Genomic DNA, 15508 nt, shown 5'->3' with positions numbered 1-15508 from the left:
CAGTGTCGGCGCCTTTTCTTTCCGGTGCCGGCCAAAGCTTTTGAAATTTTTTGAGCGGCCCCAACATGATGCGTCAGTACGAACTTGTTGAGCGCGTAAGCCGTTACAATCCGAACACGGATGAAGCGCTCCTCAACAAGGCCTATGTGTATGCCATGCAAAAGCATGGCTCCCAGACCCGTGCGTCTGGTGACCCCTATTTTTCTCATCCACTCGAAGTCGCAGCGATCCTCACCGACATGAAGTTGGACGACGCAACAGTCGCTGTTGCGCTCCTTCATGACACCATTGAGGACACGGATGCCACCCGAGCCGAGATCGACAAGCTGTTTGGCGAGGAGATCGGCAAGCTGGTTGACGGCCTGACCAAGATCAAGCGACTGGATCTTGAATCTCGCAAGGCCAAGCAAGCGGAAAACTTCCGCAAACTTTTGCTCGCGATCGCTGATGATGTGCGCGTGCTACTGGTGAAGCTTGCCGACCGCCTTCACAACATGCGCACCCTGCATCACATGCCGGAGCACAAACGCGGCCGCATTGCAGAAGAGACCATGGAGATCTACGCTCCGCTTGCAGGCCGTATGGGGATGCAGGAAGTGCGTGAGGAGTTGGAGGACATCTCTTTCGAGACCCTCTACCCTGAGGCCTTTGAAACGATCAAAGAGCGCTTGGGCCAGCTTCGCGAGAAGAACCAAAGCCTTATTGCAGACATTGAAACCGATCTTCAGGAACGCCTGGCTGCACGCGGTATCACGGCAGAGGTCAGTGGCCGCGAAAAGCGCCCCTACTCCATCTTTCGCAAGATGCAGCAAAAGTCACTCGGCTTTGAACAGCTCTCAGACATCTACGGCTTTCGGATCATCGTAACGACGGTTGAGGCTTGCTACCGGGTCCTGGGTGTCGTCCATACAGCTTGGCCCTGCGTTCCCGGTCGCTTCAAGGACTACATCTCAACCCCAAAGCAGAACGACTATCGGTCGATCCATACAACTGTGGTCGGCCCCAAGCGCCAACGTGTGGAGCTTCAAGTCCGCACATACGCCATGCACCGTATCAATGAAAACGGCATTGCAGCCCACGCGCTTTATAAGGACGGCGTCACGGGTGGCCGAGATATCTCGCAGCTTTCGACAGACAGCCGCGCCTATGCCTGGTTACGCTCTACGATCGACATGCTCTCGCAAGGTGATACGCCGGAAGAGTTTTTGGAACACACAAAGCTTGAACTGTTCCACGATCAAGTGTTCTGCTTCACGCCGAAGGGGCGTTTAATCGCGCTCCCCAAAGGCGCAACGCCTATCGACTTTGCCTATGCCGTTCATACGGATATCGGCAACACCTGCGTCGGCTGCAAAGTCAATGGTCACATCACTTCTCTGGTAACAGAACTCAACAACGGTGACGAAGTCGAGGTTGTGCGCTCTCAGGCCCAAACCCCGCCTCCTGCTTGGGAGAACATCGCCGTTACCGGCAAAGCGCGTGCAGCCATTCGCAGAGCCACACGCGCCTCCGCGAAAAAGCAGTATGGCGGCCTTGGAAAGCACATTCTGGAACGCGCCTTTGAGCGCTGTGAAAAGCACTTCGTCGAAGCAGAGCTGGAGCCTTATCTTGCCCACTTCGATAAGGAAACCACTCAGGACCTGATCGTCGCCGTAGGTCGCGGTGAGGTCTCCGCTTCAAGCGTCCTGACAACGCTTTACCCAGATGCGGAAACGGACGGCATTGCCGAACGCGCTGTTGAGGTCCTGCCGGCCGGCTCCGCTTCAGAAGGCTGGTTTGAAGTCAGCGAAGGTGCCTCCGTCAAGTTCAAGATCCCCGAGGCAGGCAATGAGAGCGCCAACTCTCTGCCAATTCGCGGCCTGACCAACTCGCTTCCAGTCCGCTTTGCTCCGAACGGCGGCGCAGTTCCGGGTGACCGAATTGTGGGCATTCTCTCGCCGGACGTCGGAATTACCATATATCCAATCCAGTCGCCGGATCTGAAGGAGTTTGATGATCAGCCGGATCGCTGGCTGGATGTGCGCTGGGACATCGACCCTGATGCACCAGAACGGTTCCCCGCTCAAATTAGCGTGTTCGCCGTAAATGAGCCCGGTTCCCTTGCCACCATCACCAAGGTTATCAGTGATTGTTCAGGAAACATCGATAATCTTAAGATGATCCGGCAGGCCTCGGACTTCCACGAGATGCTGATCGATCTGGAAGTGTGGGATCTGAAGCACCTCAACAGGATCCTTAATCATCTGCGGTCCAAGCCCAACGTCTCAAAGGCAGTGAGGGTCAACGGCTAGCATAACAACAAGAAGAAGGATGGGTCGGATGACAATGACGCGGGATGAAGTCCTCGATACACTGCGATCAACCGGAGCAGTTTCAGAAGGACATTTCATCCTGCCCTCGGGGTTACGCAGTCCTACTCTGATTGATCGATCCCGCCTCTTCATGTACCCGTGTCATCTGCAAAGGCTCTGTCAAGAGCTTGAGCGAAAGCTCCGCGTCAGTTCGGTGGAACCGTTTGACCATATCGTATCCATCAGCCGGGCGAACATGGTCTTGGGATACGAACTGGCGCGACAACTTGATCTGATTTCCACCTGGATGGAAAAGGATGGAGGTCAGACCAAGCTCATCGGATCGGACCTGACACGAGGGGCACGCCTGTTGGTTGTTGAGGATGTTGTCAACACAGGCGCTTCAAGTCGCGAGGCCATTCACGCTTTAGAAAGCTTAGGAATGAAAGCTGTAGGTGTGTGCTGCTTGATCGACAGGTCCGCCGGGGACGCCAATCTGGATTTGCCTTTGGTTTCACTGATAGATTTGACTGTTCCGGCATATCCTGCAGACAGGATCCCAGCACAGCTGCAAGCGATTCCCGCCATTAGCATCGGCAATCCGGTGTCAGGGTAGGATCGAGACCGAAGCTTTGGACTGTAAAACGAATGCTCTTTAAACGCCGAAAGAACCCGAGCCATATGGAGCGACTGCGCGTTGCCGTGTGGCCGCGCCACAGCTGGTTGCGTTCGGTCAAGTACTTCTCGAAGCGGGTGCTGCGCCTGAGCGCCAGCCCTCACACCATTGCTTTGGGCTTTGCGGCAGGCGCCTTCACGTCCTTCACCCCGCTAATCGGCTTTCACTTTCTCATCGCCGCAGCCATTGCCTTCATCATCGGTGGCAACATTCTGGCTTCAGCTTTGGGAACGTCAGTGGGCAACCCGCTCACCTTCCCGTTTATCTGGGCCTCCACCTACAAACTGGGCACCTTCGTCCTGCACGGGGAACCCGCCCACATGTCTCACCACCCCCTTGTCATGTCCAAGGGGTTTCTGGAACACTCTCTTGATGCCCTGTGGCCATTGATCAAGCCAATGCTGGTGGGCTGCATACCTCTGGGCATCGTAGCGGGTGTCACCTGTTATGTGGTTGTTCGATTTTCCGTGGCCGCCTACCAGAAAACGCGTCGCCACCGTCTGCAACTCCGCCAGAAAGCAGCCGCCTTTGCAAAGCTGCATCGCGAGAAGGCTGCCTCTGCTGTGAAAACAGAACAGGACTAGCAACCACCCTATCGGCCCCTTACCTTTTATAGAACATGCATTTTGGCCCATCGAGGAGCCTCGACCCATGATTATTGGAATTGGCAGCGACCTTTGCGACATCCGCCGCATCGAAAAGACACTGGAACGCTTTGGAGATCGCTTCACAAACCGCGTATTTACCGAAATAGAGCGCGAGAAGTCAGACAAACGCGCCCAACGGGCAGCCTCTTATGCCAAGCGCTTTGCAGCCAAGGAAGCCTGCTCCAAAGCCCTTGGCACCGGCATTCGCATGGGCGTCAACTGGCGGGAGATGGGTGTCGTCAACCTCCCATCAGGCAAACCCACCATCGAGCTGGTCGGCAGCGCGCAAGCGCGGCTTGAGGCCATGGTTCCGGAAGGTTTTCTGCCTCACATCGAATTAACCATCACAGATGACTATCCCCTCGCCCAAGCCTTTGTTGTCATGACAGCTTGGCCACTGGATTGGCCGCGTCCAGTCCCAGTTAAAAGTTGAGGGAACATTGCACAGTGCCTTTCAAAAGGCTAAGAGTGCCATCAAGTATTCTGTCATTGTTTTGCATCGACTCACCAAGATACTCTGAACTTGGTGATACCTCCCGCAATAAGGATTGAAATGAGCGTGTCCAACAAGACAAAGGCCCAGGACGGCGGCATTTACGAGACTATTAAAGTGATTGCACAGGCATTGCTGCTAGCGTTGATTGTCCGCACCTTCCTGTTTCAACCATTCAACATCCCGTCCGGCTCCATGAAGGACACTCTGCTGATTGGTGACTATCTGTTTGTTTCCAAGTACAGCTACGGTTACAGCCGCTATTCTTTCCCATTTGGTCTGGCACCAATCTCAGGTCGCATTTGGAGCGCTGAGCCAAAGCTGGGCGACGTCGCCGTGTTCAAACTGCCGACAGACAACGCCACCGACTACATCAAGCGGGTAGTTGGACTACCGGGCGACGAGATCCAGATGATCGACGGCGTCCTGAACATCAATGGCATCCCGGTAAAACGGGAGCGTATGGACGATTTCGTCGAGACAGACCGTTTCGGAAACACCCGCCGCGTGCCGCGTTTTCTCGAAACTTTGCCAAATGGCGTCAGCTACCAAACACTGGATTTGACGCAAAATGGCGCAAACGACAACACGGGTATTTATAAAGTACCAGCGGGTCACTATTTCATGATGGGGGACAATCGCGACAATTCGGCGGACAGCCGGGTCTTGGACGCAGTTGGTTACGTGCCCTACGAAAACTTTGTTGGCCGCGCCGAGATCATCTTCTTCTCTATTGAGGAGGGAACCCCCGCATGGATGGTCTGGAAATGGCCTTGGTCAGTTCGCTGGGACCGCTTGGGCGATACGCTCTAGCGTTCAGTGCGCAGACGTACTGGAGACTCTGAGTTCAAACGATGAACGCAAGAAAGAAAAAGGTATCCGACGAAGCTCTTGAAAAACGGATCCAATACAGTTTTAAGGACAAATCCCTGTTGGAGAAGGCGCTGTCGCATGCCAGCGCCCTTCCCGCTTCTGACGCGCCGCTAAAGAGCTATCAACGTCTGGAGTTCTTGGGCGACCGTGTGCTTGGATTGTCAGTCGCCACCATGTTGGAAAAACATTTCCCGCATGCGGAAGAAGGAGAGCTGGCAAGACGGCTTAATCAGCTGGTCAAGAAAGAGACCTGTGCTGAAGTAGCGCGCGAGCTGAAGATTGGCGATCACATGCGCCTTGGCGATTCCGAATGCCAAAGCGGCGGGCGTGGCAAGACAGCGCTTCTGGCTGACATGTGTGAGAGCATTCTGGCTGCCATCTATCTGGACAGCGGATTTGAAGCCGCAAACAAGTTTGTAAACACTCACTTTGCAGGGCGCATGTTATCCTATAAAGGACCATTGCGGGATGCAAAGACCACCTTGCAGGAATGGGCCCAGTCCAAGGGACGCCCTACCCCGATCTATGAAGTGGTAGACCGCTCAGGCCCGGACCATGCCCCCGTATTCAACATCCGCGTCACCGTGGAAGGTGTTGATCCGGGTGAAGCGTGCGGCGCCTCAAAACGTGTTGCTGAACAATCAGCTGCCGAATTGATCTTACGCCGCGAAGGCGTTTGGAACTCTTAAGAGACACAATGACGAACAACGAAAACGATCCGAATGACGACGGCTTTGTCTTCAAAGCCCTCTCCGAACAGCAAAACGATACCCGTGCAGGCTTCGTGGCGCTGATCGGAGCTCCAAACGCAGGCAAGTCAACACTGCTTAACCAGCTTGTTGGCACCAAGGTCTCCATCGTCACACACAAGGTGCAGACCACCCGCGCCATGATCCGCGGTGTCGCCATGCAAGACGAGGCTCAGATCGTTTTCGTTGACACACCGGGTATCTTCACCCCAAAGCGCCGCCTTGAACGCGCGATGGTCGACACCGCATGGGGCGGCGCTCGTGATGCCGATATCGTTGCGGTCATCATCGATGCCAAACGGGGTATCGACAGCGACGTTGAGAAGATACTGGAAGAGCTCCAGAACATCCGCTTGCCGAAGGTGCTGATCCTTAACAAGATCGACCTGACACCGCGTGAAAAGCTGCTTGAGCTCGCCAAAAAAGCCAACGAGTACACAATCTTCGACGATACGTTCATGGTATCGGCCCTCAAGGGCAGCGGCACCACCGATATCTTGAAGTACTTTGGCGACCGGATGCCGGAAAGCCCATGGCTCTATCCGGAAGATCAGGCCTCTGACATTCCACTGCGCATGCTTGCAGCCGAAATCACCCGCGAAAAGCTCTACCTGCGCCTCCATCAGGAGCTGCCGTACATCTCAACTGTAGAAACCGACAGCTGGGAAGAAAAGCCCGATGGCTCCGTGCGCATTGAGCAAACCATCTTCGTGGAACGGGACAGCCAGAAGAGCATCGTGCTTGGTAAAGGTGGCCAGACCATCAAGACCATTTCGCAAAATGCCCGCCAGGAAATGGCCGAGGCTTTTGAGGTGCCAATCCACCTGTTCCTGCTCGTCAAAGTCCGTGAAAACTGGGCGGATGACCCAGAGCGCTATCGCAACATGGGCCTCGACTTTCCTTCCAACTAAGCCGGAAGGAACACCTGCGAGATGCAATGGACCGCAGAAGGCATCGTTATCGGAGCACGCAAACATGGCGACTCCAACATCATTCTGGAGGTCATGACCCCGGATAGAGGACGATGCCTTGGTCTCGTGCGCGGCGGGCGCTCCCGCCGCCAACAGCCTGCCCTGCAGTTGGGCAACCACCTCTCCCTCACATGGCGGGCCCGGCTCGATGAGCATCTGGGCAATTTTTCCGCCGAACCCATACACCTGCGCGCGGCTCACCTGATGCAGGAGGCGCTGTCGATACATGCCCTGCAGTCCATGTGCGCCCTGCTCCGGTTACTGCCTGAACGCGATCCGCATCCGCAGCTGTTCCATGCTCTTGATGTGACGCTGGACAATCTGGAAGATCCGATCCTCGCCGGCGCACTGATCGCCCGCTTTGAGCTATTGCTCCTCAATGAACTCGGTTTTGGCCTTGATTTGACGGAATGCGCCGCAACGGGACAAACCGATGATCTGATTTGGGTTTCGCCCCGCTCTGGCCGGGCGGTGTGCAGCAGCGCGGGAGAACCTTACCGCGACAAGCTTTTCCCGCTTCCCGACTTCCTGAAAGCCTCAGAGATGCGTGCAGCATCCACACAGGATCTTTCGGCGGCAGACATCAACTGCGCCTTCAAAATGACAGGCTACTTCCTGTTCAAGTGGGTTTTTGAACCGCGCGGCCTCACCTGGCCCGTAGCCCGCGATAACTTCGTCAGCTCCCTCGAAGCCAAGTCAGCGCCACCTCCTGATTGAAGGTGGTGCCTACCACCGCCTCACACTAGGTAGTTTCCATCCAGAAATCCCCAATTCCTGCAGTTTTCCGTGGGTCACTGCAGCAGAACCATTGCCAGTTTAGGGTACACGCGCTAACCCATTTTCCATGGGAAAAGAACTGACTGGCGACGACGCCCCTGAACAGATCGAGTTGAAGGACGCGCTTGAGGAGCGCTATCTTTCCTACGCTCTGACCACGATCATGCACCGCGCTCTTCCGGATGTCCGTGACGGCCTCAAACCCGTTCACCGCCGCATCCTTTATGGCATGCGCCTTTTGAAACTTGATCCGGGAGCCGGTTTCAAGAAGTGCGCCCGCGTGGTCGGTGATGTGATGGGTAAATATCACCCGCACGGTGACGCCGCGATCTACGACGCGCTGGTTCGCTTGGCTCAGGACTTCTCCGTTCGCTACCCAATGGTCGACGGTCAGGGAAACTTCGGCAACATCGACGGCGACAGCGCTGCGGCGATGCGTTACACCGAAGCACGCATGACCGATGTGGCCAAGCGGGTTCTGGATGGCCTTGACGACGACGCAGTCGATTTCCGGGAGACTTATGACGGCCTTGATAAGGAACCCGTTGTTCTTCCAGGCAATTTCCCAAATCTCTTGGCAAACGGCTCTACCGGCATTGCCGTGGGCATGGCGACGTCCATCCCACCGCACAACGTCTACGAGCTGTGCGAGGCCAGTCGGTTCCTCATCGACAAGCCTGAAGCTGAAACCGAAGAGCTCCTCCAGTTTGTGAAAGGCCCGGATTTCCCAACGGGCGGCACCATTGTCAACGACAAAGGCAGCATTCTGGAGGCTTACAAGACGGGCCGTGGCAGCTTCCGTGTGCGTGCAAAGTGGTACAAGGAAGAAGGCACCCGCGGCACCTATCAGGTCGTCGTAACAGAGATCCCCTATCTCGTTCAAAAGTCACGACTAATTGAAAAAATCGCGGAGCTTCTGACGGCACGCAAACTGCCCCTTCTGGAAGATGTTCGCGACGAGTCTGCTGAGGATGTGCGCCTCGTTCTGATCCCTCGGAACAAGAATGTGGATCCAGAACTGTTGATGGCCTCGCTCTTCAAGCTGACAGATCTGGAAAACCGCTTTTCCCTGAACATGAACGTGCTCTCGAAGGGCGTTGTGCCGAAGGTCATGAGCCTGAAGGCTGTTCTGCAGGAATGGTTGGAACACCAGAAAGAAGTTCTCGTTCGCCGCTCCAACTATCGCCTTGGTCAGATCAACCATCGCCTTGAAGTTCTTGATGGTTATCTGATTGCGTTCCTGAACCTTGATGAAGTTATCCGCATTATCCGCGAAGAGGACGACGCCAAGGCCGAACTGATCAAGGCTTTCGAACTGACCGAAGTTCAGGCCGAAGCCATCCTCAACATGCGTTTGCGCTCTCTGCGCAAGCTCGAAGAAATGGAAATCCGCAAGGAGCACGACAAGCTTTCCAAGGAACGCGATGGCCTGATTTCATTGCTCGGTTCCGACAAGAAACTCTGGAACCGCGTCTCCAAGCTTGTGGGAGAAATTGGCAAGGCCTACGGTCCGGAAACCGAACTCGGCAAACGCAGAACCGACTTCGGCAATGCCAATGACCACGATCTGGAAGACATCCAGCAGGCCATGATCGAGAAGGAGCCAATTACGGTTGTCCTCTCTGAAAAGGGCTGGATCCGGGCTCTGAAAGGTCATGTCCAAGACGTCTCTACCCTCACCTTCAAGCAGGGGGATAGCCTCAAGCTCTCCTTCCATGCCGAGACCACGGACAAGCTGCTCGCGTTCACCACCGGCGGCAAGTTCTTTACGCTTGGCGCGGACAAGTTGCCGGGTGGCCGGGGCCACGGCGAACCGGTGCGCTTGATGGTGGACATGGACGAAGCGCAGGACATCCTGAGCCTCTTCGTCCACAAACCTGAACGCAAACTGCTGATCTCTACCGATGAGGCACGGGGCTTTATCGTGAAAGAAGCAGACGTGATCGCCAACACCCGAAAAGGTAAGCAGGTTCTGAATGTTACGGCACCGAGTGAAGCCAAGCTCTGCGTTCCTGTAAACGGTGACCACGTGGCAGTGATCGGCATGAACCGCAAACTTCTGGTGTTCCCATTGGCCCAGATTGCGGAAATGACACGCGGCCGGGGCGTGCGCTTGCAGCGCTATCGTGATGGCGGCATTTCCGACGCGAAGACATTCCCAGGCGGCGAAGGGTTGACTTGGCTCGACAGCTCCGGACGGACCTTCAGCAGAACGCTTGAAGAGCTTCAGGACTGGTACGGCGACCGGGGACAAGCGGGCCGCCTACCGCCCAACGGCTTCCCGCGAAGCAACAAGTTTGGCGGCAACGATCTATAAGCCAAAGGAGCCCGGTATCCCCGGGCTCTTTTCGCATCGGCACCCGGACTCACCTCATCAAGACAGCCAGGGCGACGGGCAAAGACAGCATTGCAAACAGGGTTGAAAACAGAACCACACTGGCAACGTGCCCAGCGGTTTCAGGGGCATAACGTTCTGCCATGAGGTACGCGAAGACCGAACTCGGCATGAGCATTTCAAGGACAAAGGCACCTTTCGCAGCACCGGTGAAGCCGAAGAGCTGAACAAGTCCGGATGCCAGAAAAATGGCCACCACAAGATGGAAAACTGCGATCAAAGCCCCTGTGATCAGCATGTCGTAGTTCAGACTGGCAATGCTGAAGCCAAGGGTCAAAAGCATGAGCGGAATGCATGCTCCACCCAAAAGGGTCAAAGCACTGTTCAGCGGCGCAGGGAACGACCAGTCCATTGCCATGAACGTGAGGCCGATGATGACACCATAGATATTGGGCGCCGTCAGCACCCGCTTGAAGGTGATAGAGTGCTGCGGCAACCATGTGCCCACCGTGAATAACCCAAGCACGACCACGACCCAGAATGCCAACGCATAGGAAAGGCCCGTGCTGCCAAATGCAAAGTAGACGATGGGAAGGCCCACATTGCCCACATTGGCAAAGGTGAGCGCGTTCAGGTAGGTGCGCACCGGAAACCCGACCACCTTCAGAAAGATGAAGCCCAGCCCCATGAAACAGCACAAGGCGACCAAGGCCGCCAGCATCATCTGAGAAAACTGAGCAAACGAAATGTGTTGTGCGGCAAGGTGCGACATGACAAGCGAGGGCATTGCCAAGTTTGAGACGATGCTGTTGACCACCTTCACATCAAAGGGGATCCGCAGTCTGGCAATGAAAAACCCTGCCCCGCCAACGAACACCACCGGGAAGACAACACTCAGAACTTTCAGGAAAAGTGCTTCCACGTCCGCCAGTTCCACTCATACGCTCAACTGACGGTAATTTGCGCTGACAGCCGTTAAGGGGATACTTCAGCCCGCTCCCCTAAATCCAACGGGAATAAAACAATCAGGCTTATCTGACGGAAAATGCCGGATTGGTAAAGGGCAACAACGCACACACCAGCGTGTCCACGTAAACAGACTGCCGCGTCAGACGGTTTTCGGTAAAGATTCCAAACGCCCCGCCCTTGTGCTTGATGTTGGTCGTTCCAAAAACTTCATCGATTGCATGACCAAGTTCAATGCCGGCGTTCACCTTTTCCATGACAGAAGCCGGCAGCGGCAGCATAACAGAGCGACTGGTCGCAAGTTCTTGATTTTGTGCCAGAACTGCCATCCAGGCAAAGGTGTAGGCCTGCCCGTCTACGGTCGCGATGCCGCCTTCAAGGCCAACGCAAAAATTTGCGTCGGTTTGAATGAAACTGGCATTTATTGCGCGCGTCACTGCACCCAGACGGGTCTGCTCATCGCCAATGGGCTGGTCCGGCACACCGCTCTCAACATCCAGCGCGATGAACTCCAGCTCGGCCTTGGGCATCATAGCCCGAAAGGCCTCTTCCACTGCCCCAACCTTGACCGGGTTTTTGGAAGCAACCGCAACCGTGACCATGTTATGCCCCACTATCCTCAAAAGCGCTGGGAAATGCCGAGACGGGGATAACTCTCGCAAGCCGGAGAGTTATCCTCCTGTCTTGAGCAAACGTTGCTTCTCACGATTCCAGTCGCGCTTCTTTTCGGTTTCGCGCTTGTCGTGAACCTTCTTACCGCGGGCAAGAGCGACCTCGAGTTTTGCCCGCCCAGTCTCGTTGAAGTAGACTTTGAGCGGCACGATGGTCTTGCCTTCCTTCTGAACAGCACCTGCAAGCTTGTTGATCTCGCGCCGATGCATGAGAAGGCGACGTGGACGACGCGGTTCGTGATTGAAGCGGTTTCCCTGCGTGTACTCAGGGATATAGAGGTTGTAAATCCACATCTCTCCGCCGTACTCAGCCGCATAGCTTTCTGCCACGTTGCTTTTCCCCTGACGCAGAGACTTTACTTCGGTGCCTTTGAGTTCGAGACCGGCCTCGAATACCTCTTCAATTTCGTAGTTGAAACGGGCTTTCCGGTTTTCAGCAACAACCTTGCGCCCGGGAGCCCCCCCTTTTTGGGCAGCCATTCTTCTTCCTTGAGTGTGTTGGGCCGAACACCATGGCTCGGCCCGAATTCATTAGTCGATCAGACCTGCATGCACCATCGCCGCGCGGATTTTGACCTGTGTTTCTTCCGAAACAGGAACCAGCGGAATGCGCAGTTCGTTTTCCATCTTGCCAATCAGCGACAGCGCGTACTTCACGCCGGTCGGATTTGGCTCGATGAACAGCGCATGGTGCAAAGGTGCCAAGCGGTCCTGGATCTCAAGCGCCTTGGCGTAGTCACCAGCAAGCGTTGCCTCTTGGAACTCACTGCAGAGCTTTGGCGCAACGTTGGACGTTACGGAGATACAGCCGACACCGCCATGAGCATTGAAGCCCAGAGCCGTGATGTCTTCGCCAGACAGCTGGATGAAATCCTTACCACACATATGACGTTGCTCGGACACGCGATCAAGATGCGCCGTCGCATCCTTCACCCCGACAATGTTCGGCACTTCCTTGAAAAGCTCTGCCATGGTGTTGGCAGTCATGTCGATGACCGAACGCCCCGGAATGTTGTAGATGAAGACCGGCAGCTTGGTTTCAGCGGCAATTGCCTTGAAATGCGCCTTAAGACCCGCCTGATTTGGCTTGTTGTAATATGGCGTCACGGACAGAATGCCATCGGCACCTGCTGCTTCGGCAAACTTGGCAAAGTCGATTGCTTCAACCGGATTGTTGGAACCAGCACCAGCCATCACCGGCACGCGCCCTGCTGCAGCTTCAATGCACATCTCAATGACGCGCTTGTGCTCGTCATGAGACAGGGTTGGGCTTTCACCGGTGGTCCCCACTGGCACAAGGCCGTGGGTGCCCTGTTTTATCTGCCAATCCACAAAGTCCATGAAAGCTTTCTCATCCACGGCACCATTCCTCATTGGAGTGACAAGTGCGGTGATTGATCCCTTAAACATTTCAGGTTCCTCGTTGGATAGCAGTCAAATAAATTCCCAAATGTGACCCACGATTGATATTGGGCGAGCCACCATACTTAGCCCGTACACCTTCATCAATGGTCAACGCAATCTCTTATAAGATTCGTTTGCCTAGTTCTCCGCTATTTTATTATTCGAACACAAGCAAAAACACCTAGCGGCAACGAGCCACAATTAAACCTTCATTTACCATTTTTATGGCACTTGCTTTCTATAAAGGGGAATTGAAGATTGGTCCTTTTTGTGGGGAGAAGGGTCCAAGTGTTTTGAGTTCAGCGACCATAAGGCCAACCACCGATGCCCATGACTAGAGTTTTTCTTGCAAGCGTGAGCACCGCTGCCTTCGTTTTGGCGGGTGCGGCCACCATTCAAACGGTGGAAGCCTCGCAGCACTACGTTTCCCAAACACCGGCACCAAACCCCTTCAAGCAAACCGTGTCACAAGCGCAAGGCACCACTGCGGGCTCGCCCTATGTGTCCGCCTATGCCGCGAACGGTGGACCGCGCTCCAAGCCGGGATTTGGTGCCGCCACCTCCCCTGCTTCCGAGCCCATGGCGTTGATCGACCGGAATCAGATCCGCCCGCAAGCCACCCCGCAGCAGCAACTGCAGTCTCAAGTAATCTTGCAGAACCAGCAGTGGAACGTGCCCGACGCCACAACACCGGCCACACAGCTGGATGCCGTTCTGGACGACATCAAAAAGGGCCGCATTGAACAGGCCATAAACGCCCGCAACCGCATGCCAGACAATCTGGACCGCCGCATCATCGACTGGCGACTGATGGTTGCCGGTGGACCGCGCGTTCCAACACAGTACATCACGAATTTTGCGGCCTCTGCGCCGCACTGGCCATCACCCAAGATTGCCCGCGCCCGCGCAGAAGCCTCTCTGTCTGCTTCCAATCTGCCGCCCCGCGACATCATCGCAGCATTCGGAAACACCCAACCTGAGAGCATGTTGGGCAAGATCGCTCTCGCGAAGGCGCAGCTGGCCGTTGGCAACAATGGCGCGGCTCGGCAGTTGATCCGCCCCATTTGGCACAAAGAGCTTCTTGAAGGTGGTTTGGAGAAGGACATAGGCACGACTTTCGCCCGCCTGCTGACCCGCGAAGACTATCGCGCCCGCGTTGAAATGTTCCTCTACCGGGAGCGCACGAACAGTGCTCTGCGCTTCGTGTCCAAGCTTTCTCGCGACGAGCAGGCCTATGTGAAGGCCCGCGTTGCTCAAATTCGCGGCGAAAAGAACGCCGAACGGCTGTTGACCAATCTGCCCCGCTCCATGCGCAATGAGGCCGGTGCGCTTTACGCCAAGATCAGCATTGCCCGCTCTCGGGGCGACTATGACACAGCGGCAAAGCTGCTGCAAAAAGCCCCAACGGATGCAGATGAGCTGTATGACCCGGATGCTTGGTGGAACCACCGCCGTGTGGTGTCCCGACAAATGGTGGAAGCTGGCAAGCCGAAGCTGGCCTATGAGATTGCCGCCGAACACGCCGCCGAATCCGCGCTGGAGTTTACCGAGGCCGAATGGCACGCCGGATGGTATGCTCTGCAGTTCTTGAAGGACCCACGCCGGGCGGAAAAGCATTTTCGCAAGATCACAGAGGTCGCTGAAACGCCGATCACGCTTTCTCGCGCCTACTACTGGATGGCGCGCTGCAAGGAAGCTGAAGGCGACCGCACTGGCGCCATTGCGACCTACCAGAAAGCGGGAAGTTACCATACCGCTTATTATGGCCAACTGGCGCTGGCAAAGCTCAGCATCAACCAAATTCCAGTGCAAAATGTGCCGCAGATAAGTGCTGCTGAACGCGCTGCCTTCAACAACAATGACATGGTGCGCGCCATCCGCCGCATGGACGCAGCAGGCCACCACAACGATACCCTGCTGCTTTACAAGCACTTGGCCGAACACCTACCAACCAACACGCAAGTTCGCCTGCTGGCGGAAATGGCAGAAGCCAAGGAGCTGCACCAGTGGGCCCTGATGGTGGGCAAGATCGCCTACGATACGCGCCCTTCTGCAAGCTCCCTCGCCTATCCGACCAATGCGATCCCGGCAAAAACACAAATCAAGCACGGCGTTGAAAAGCCAATGGTTTACGCCATTGCCCGCCAGGAAAGCGCGTTTAACCCGAAGGCGAAGAGCCACGCCGGTGCGCTGGGTTTGCTACAGCTGATGCCTGGAACTGCACGGGCCACCGCTCGCAACATTGGCCTTTCCTACAGCACATCGCGTTTGACCTCCGATCCTGCCTACAACGCCACTTTGGGCGCAGCCCATCTTGGCGAGTTGGTGGAAGAGTTCGGCGGCTCCTACATTCTCACATTTGCTGCCTACAACGCTGGGAAAAGCAAGGTTTATGAATGGATTGAACGGTTTGGCGACCCCCGTGACCCTCGCGTCGACCCGGTCGACTGGGTTGAGTTCATTCCATACGGTGAGACCCGCAGCTATGTGCAGCGCATCACCGAGAACCTGCAAATGTACCGCCTGAAGCTGGAAAACAAACCTCTGGCCATCACCATGGACTTGACGCGAGGTTAAGCGCGTTAAGTTTTTTCAGGCGACATCCACCCAAAGGTCATCTAGCCTGCACGCAGTGGTTTTAGACTAATCTGGCGT

The 15508-nt window shown here is 55.7% G+C and carries 14 protein-coding genes; 10 read left to right on the top strand and 4 right to left on the bottom strand.

What is annotated here, in order from left to right; translation table 11 throughout:
• Positions 1-65: 65 nt before the first annotated feature.
• The 9 genes from PUV47_RS00415 to parC all read left to right on the top strand — a co-directional run bounded on the left by PUV47_RS00415 (position 66) and on the right by parC (position 9794).
• Positions 66-2291, top strand: a complete 2226-nt coding sequence (locus tag PUV47_RS00415; protein WP_274216466.1) for a RelA/SpoT family protein — start codon at positions 66-68, stop codon at positions 2289-2291.
• A 28-nt stretch (positions 2292-2319) separates the two neighbouring features.
• Positions 2320-2907, top strand: coding sequence for an orotate phosphoribosyltransferase (gene pyrE, locus PUV47_RS00410; protein WP_274216465.1), 588 nt, complete (start codon positions 2320-2322; stop codon positions 2905-2907).
• A gap of 32 nt (positions 2908-2939) precedes the next feature.
• Complete coding sequence (locus PUV47_RS00405; protein ID WP_274216464.1) at positions 2940-3551, top strand: DUF2062 domain-containing protein; 612 nt, start codon at positions 2940-2942, stop codon at positions 3549-3551.
• Between the two features lie 67 nt (positions 3552-3618).
• A complete protein-coding gene (acpS, locus tag PUV47_RS00400) occupies positions 3619-4047 on the top strand; it encodes a holo-ACP synthase (RefSeq protein WP_274216463.1) in 429 nt (142 codons plus the stop codon).
• Positions 4048-4167: 120 nt separating this feature from the next.
• On the top strand, positions 4168-4920 hold the full coding sequence (gene lepB, locus PUV47_RS00395; RefSeq protein WP_274216462.1) for a signal peptidase I: 753 nt from the start codon (positions 4168-4170) through the stop codon (positions 4918-4920).
• A 41-nt stretch (positions 4921-4961) separates the two neighbouring features.
• Positions 4962-5669, top strand: coding sequence for a ribonuclease III (gene rnc / locus PUV47_RS00390; RefSeq protein ID WP_274216461.1), 708 nt, complete (start codon positions 4962-4964; stop codon positions 5667-5669).
• An 8-nt stretch (positions 5670-5677) separates the two neighbouring features.
• Complete coding sequence (era, locus tag PUV47_RS00385) at positions 5678-6640, top strand: GTPase Era (RefSeq protein ID WP_274216460.1); 963 nt, start codon at positions 5678-5680, stop codon at positions 6638-6640.
• A gap of 21 nt (positions 6641-6661) precedes the next feature.
• Positions 6662-7417 (top strand): DNA repair protein RecO, encoded by a 756-nt coding sequence (recO, locus tag PUV47_RS00380; RefSeq protein WP_274216459.1) that lies wholly within the window; start codon positions 6662-6664, stop codon positions 7415-7417.
• Positions 7418-7544: 127 nt separating this feature from the next.
• Complete coding sequence (gene parC, locus PUV47_RS00375; RefSeq protein WP_274216458.1) at positions 7545-9794, top strand: DNA topoisomerase IV subunit A; 2250 nt, start codon at positions 7545-7547, stop codon at positions 9792-9794.
• Positions 9795-9843: 49 nt separating this feature from the next.
• Here parC and PUV47_RS00370 read toward each other — a convergent pair whose 3' ends face one another.
• The 4 genes from PUV47_RS00370 to dapA form a co-directional block, all read right to left on the bottom strand.
• A complete protein-coding gene (locus tag PUV47_RS00370; protein ID WP_274216456.1) occupies positions 9844-10749 on the bottom strand; it encodes an AEC family transporter in 906 nt (301 codons plus the stop codon).
• Positions 10750-10843: 94 nt separating this feature from the next.
• Entirely contained in the window at positions 10844-11380 is a 537-nt protein-coding gene (gene yjjX, locus PUV47_RS00365; protein WP_274216455.1) for an inosine/xanthosine triphosphatase, read from the bottom strand.
• Positions 11381-11449: 69 nt separating this feature from the next.
• Positions 11450-11929, bottom strand: a complete 480-nt coding sequence (gene smpB / locus PUV47_RS00360) for an SsrA-binding protein SmpB (protein ID WP_274216454.1) — start codon at positions 11927-11929, stop codon at positions 11450-11452.
• A gap of 51 nt (positions 11930-11980) precedes the next feature.
• On the bottom strand, positions 11981-12859 hold the full coding sequence (gene dapA, locus PUV47_RS00355) for a 4-hydroxy-tetrahydrodipicolinate synthase (protein ID WP_274216453.1): 879 nt from the start codon (positions 12857-12859) through the stop codon (positions 11981-11983).
• Between the two features lie 324 nt (positions 12860-13183).
• On the opposite strand from dapA, the gene PUV47_RS00350 reads away from it, so the two are divergent.
• A complete protein-coding gene (locus PUV47_RS00350) occupies positions 13184-15430 on the top strand; it encodes a transglycosylase SLT domain-containing protein (RefSeq protein ID WP_274216452.1) in 2247 nt (748 codons plus the stop codon).
• Positions 15431-15508 lie beyond the last annotated feature (78 nt).

It is taken from the genome of Pseudovibrio exalbescens, assembly GCF_028737195.1.
GTDB classification, from domain to species: domain Bacteria; phylum Pseudomonadota; class Alphaproteobacteria; order Rhizobiales; family Stappiaceae; genus Pseudovibrio; species Pseudovibrio zosterae.
This window is presented reverse-complemented; position numbering and strand designations above follow the sequence as displayed.

Excerpts from the sequence above, each read along its gene's own strand:
- PUV47_RS00415 (WP_274216466.1), top strand. The coding sequence starts at position 66 with ATGATGCGTCAGTACGAACTTGTTGAGCGCGTAAGCCGTTACAATCCG.
- pyrE (WP_274216465.1), top strand. The coding sequence starts at position 2,320 with ATGACAATGACGCGGGATGAAGTCCTCGATACACTGCGATCAACCGGA.
- PUV47_RS00405 (WP_274216464.1), top strand. The coding sequence starts at position 2,940 with ATGCTCTTTAAACGCCGAAAGAACCCGAGCCATATGGAGCGACTGCGC.
- acpS (WP_274216463.1), top strand. The coding sequence starts at position 3,619 with ATGATTATTGGAATTGGCAGCGACCTTTGCGACATCCGCCGCATCGAA.
- lepB (WP_274216462.1), top strand. The coding sequence starts at position 4,168 with ATGAGCGTGTCCAACAAGACAAAGGCCCAGGACGGCGGCATTTACGAG.
- rnc (WP_274216461.1), top strand. The coding sequence starts at position 4,962 with ATGAACGCAAGAAAGAAAAAGGTATCCGACGAAGCTCTTGAAAAACGG.
- era (WP_274216460.1), top strand. The coding sequence starts at position 5,678 with ATGACGAACAACGAAAACGATCCGAATGACGACGGCTTTGTCTTCAAA.
- recO (WP_274216459.1), top strand. The coding sequence starts at position 6,662 with ATGCAATGGACCGCAGAAGGCATCGTTATCGGAGCACGCAAACATGGC.
- parC (WP_274216458.1), top strand. The coding sequence starts at position 7,545 with ATGGGAAAAGAACTGACTGGCGACGACGCCCCTGAACAGATCGAGTTG.
- yjjX (WP_274216455.1), bottom strand. The coding sequence starts at position 11,380 with ATGGTCACGGTTGCGGTTGCTTCCAAAAACCCGGTCAAGGTTGGGGCA.
- smpB (WP_274216454.1), bottom strand. The coding sequence starts at position 11,929 with ATGGCTGCCCAAAAAGGGGGGGCTCCCGGGCGCAAGGTTGTTGCTGAA.
- dapA (WP_274216453.1), bottom strand. The coding sequence starts at position 12,859 with ATGTTTAAGGGATCAATCACCGCACTTGTCACTCCAATGAGGAATGGT.
- PUV47_RS00350 (WP_274216452.1), top strand. The coding sequence starts at position 13,184 with ATGACTAGAGTTTTTCTTGCAAGCGTGAGCACCGCTGCCTTCGTTTTG.